The organism is Dolichospermum sp. UHCC 0259, assembly GCF_009711935.1.
Classification (GTDB): Bacteria; Cyanobacteriota; Cyanobacteriia; order Cyanobacteriales; family Nostocaceae; genus Dolichospermum.
On sequence record NZ_VIKX01000253.1, the window covers coordinates 1 to 2,716 of the forward strand.

Consider the following 2,716-nt stretch of genomic DNA (forward strand, 5'->3'; position numbering starts at 1 on the left):
CCTACTTCTACCTACCCTATAAACTCTCGAAAGTGGGGGGAGAGTGAAAAACTACATATGAAGGGGCTGGTCATATCACTAAACATTATTTTCACCAAGACCTATGGGCAGCACGCAAAGTCTATCAAAATAATCCAGAGCATCACATAGATGTTGGCTCAAGAATTGATGGTTTTGTATCCCATGTGCTGACTTTCCGTGATATTGAAATTCTCGATGTTAGACCTATGGCTTCAAATGTTTCTGGTATGACTTTTCGTCAAGCTGATTTGATGCAATCGGAAAGCGTACCAGTCAACATTTGTGATTCTCTTTCTTGTTTACATGCATTAGAGCATTTTGGACTGGGGCGATATGGAGATCCAATTGATCCCGAAGGGCATATTAAAGGTTTAACTTCTTTAACAAAGTTATTAAAACCAGGTGGAACTTTATTGCTATCAGTTCCTATTGGTTTTGAGAGAGTTGAATTTAATGGACATCGTGTATTTTCAGTTGAAACTATTCTCTCCTTAACTAAATCAGATTATGATCTGATTTCTTTTTCTTACATTGATGATAATGATGATTTTCACAATAGGACTAAGATAGTTGAAGTTCCAGAAATGACATACGCATGTGGACTTTTTGAATTAAAGAAATATTAAATATTAAAATCAGCAATATAGTTATAAGCTATTACGCATTTATTTTTTTACCCACAAGCTTACTGCAAGGTGTCTAAGCTACTAAATTTAAATTTAGCTGCGTAACAGCTTATTACAGTTCAAAACAAACTTACTTGTAAACATAAAAACACTAAAGAATATAGTCATGAAACGCCAAATCACTTCAAGTAAAAGCATTGACACAATCTGGTACATAACCTTAATAATTTGTCTTGTATTAATAGTAACTATTCAATCTTTAGCAAAGAATAATGTACTTGCAATATCAAATTTCTATATTCCTGATAGTTATACCTATGAACTAAGATTATTGGGTATTAAAGATATTGAAACTGCGGGATTAGCGGCACAAACATACAATATATTCAATAGGTTTTTGTATGCTATGGGTTCGCATAGCTTTTTTATTTTTAATGCGTCATTATTATTTTTATCACTCAGTTTATGTCGAGATGTATTTGAATATATATCATCTAAAGCAATTAACTATGCCAGACTAGCTATAGTTGCAAATCCATATTTATTGATAGGTGCAATTGGACCAAATAAAGAGACTATACTTATTTTCATATGCCTGCTCTTCTGGAAACTTTTTTTTGTATTAAATGGGAAAATCAGAATTGTATCATTAATGGTCATAGCCACAATCCCTATCTTCATTCGCCCAATAGTTTCATTACCTTTATATATTAGTATAGCTGTTTATTCACTAATTGAAACTAAATGTAATAAACCCAGAATGTTAATATTAACGTTCTTAGGTGCTTTTTTTCTATTAAATTCAATACCATTCACGAATACACTTGTCTCTAGTTTATATCAAGATGATGTTATATCCTCATTCTCAACTTCAAGAATTTATGATATTGCCTTGCTAATGAGAGATTATAGTCAAAATATAATTCTGCAATATCCAGCATTCATCGTTAAATCAATTATATTTCTTTTTGCTCCAATTCTAAGGACACTAAGTATTTTTGTGTCGCCATTACCTCTTCTTGATGTTGGATATTCAATTATTGCCTCATTAATTTTTCCATTTAATTTATCTTTAATTCTAGTTTTTTTGTTCTTTGTGAAAACAAAAAAGAGAAAATTCTCTGTTTATGAATCAATGATATTATTTTACTCACTATTGTCTATAATAGTGATTATTCTAAACCCTATCCTGACCTTTAGATATATTTTCCCATTTACACCATTTATATTTGCTTGCTTTGACTTACAGTCTATACGAATCAAAAATTATGTTATATACTTCTCAGGTATTATTACCTTATTGAGTATATGGTTTTCGATGACATATATGTATGACCCCAGCATGGAGATAACTAGTAATGAAGCAATACCTGATTTTCTCCAATGGTTATAAATTTATATAGCAATACTGATTTATTCGTAAGTATAGTGTGCTAGTATTGACAGATATAGCAAAGTCTATAATTCTGCTTTCTGTTAGATTAAGTAAGTAAAGAGAAAAATTCAAAGGTATATAAATTTATATAGCAATACTGATTTATTCGTAAGTATAGTGTGCTAGTATTGACAGATATAGCAAAGTCTATAATTCTGCTTTCTGTTAGATTAAGTAAGTAAAGAGAAAAATTCAAAGGTATATAAATTTATATAGCAATACTGATTTATTCGTAAGTATAGTGTGCTAGTATTGACAGATATAGCAAAGTCTATAATTCTGCTTTCTGTGAGATTAAGTAGGTAAAGAGAAAAATTTAAAGGTATGTGACGAAATGTAAATTCAATGAATACCTTGCAAATAGGTTATTTCACGGTTTTTACAAAACTAAACATATATCGTTTTTATTATGTTTACCTACTTAAAACTATCATTTGTTTAATTGTAATTTAAATGACTATACCTATTTTGGTCGTTTCGTGTGACAAATATCAAGATGTTTGGCATCCCTTCTTTCATTGCTTCTTCAAAAATTGGACAGACTGTCCATACCTAGTGTGTTAATTTTGACAGGAAAACCAGGGATTTCCTTCATGCAGAAAGTATGATAGAAAAAAGGATACCTGAAAGCTCA

At 30.4% G+C, this 2,716-nt stretch carries 2 protein-coding genes; both read left to right on the plus strand.

Annotated elements, in window-relative coordinates:
* The first annotated feature begins 227 nt into the window (after positions 1-227).
* Positions 228-647, plus strand: a complete 420-nt coding sequence (locus tag FJR05_RS21030; protein ID WP_217385644.1) for a DUF268 domain-containing protein — start codon at positions 228-230, stop codon at positions 645-647.
* 166 nt (positions 648-813) lie between these two features.
* Positions 814-2,040 carry a hypothetical protein gene (locus tag FJR05_RS21035; RefSeq protein ID WP_168645916.1) on the plus strand — a complete coding sequence of 409 codons (1,227 nt, stop codon included), beginning with the start codon at positions 814-816 and terminating at the stop codon, positions 2,038-2,040.
* Positions 2,041-2,716: the final 676 nt, after the last annotated feature.

What these genes read in the sequence shown, in the direction of transcription:
- FJR05_RS21030 (WP_217385644.1), top strand. Translation starts at nt 228, where the DNA reads ATGGCTTCAAATGTTTCTGGTATGACTTTTCGTCAAGCTGATTTGATG.
- FJR05_RS21035 (WP_168645916.1), top strand. Translation starts at nt 814, where the DNA reads ATGAAACGCCAAATCACTTCAAGTAAAAGCATTGACACAATCTGGTAC.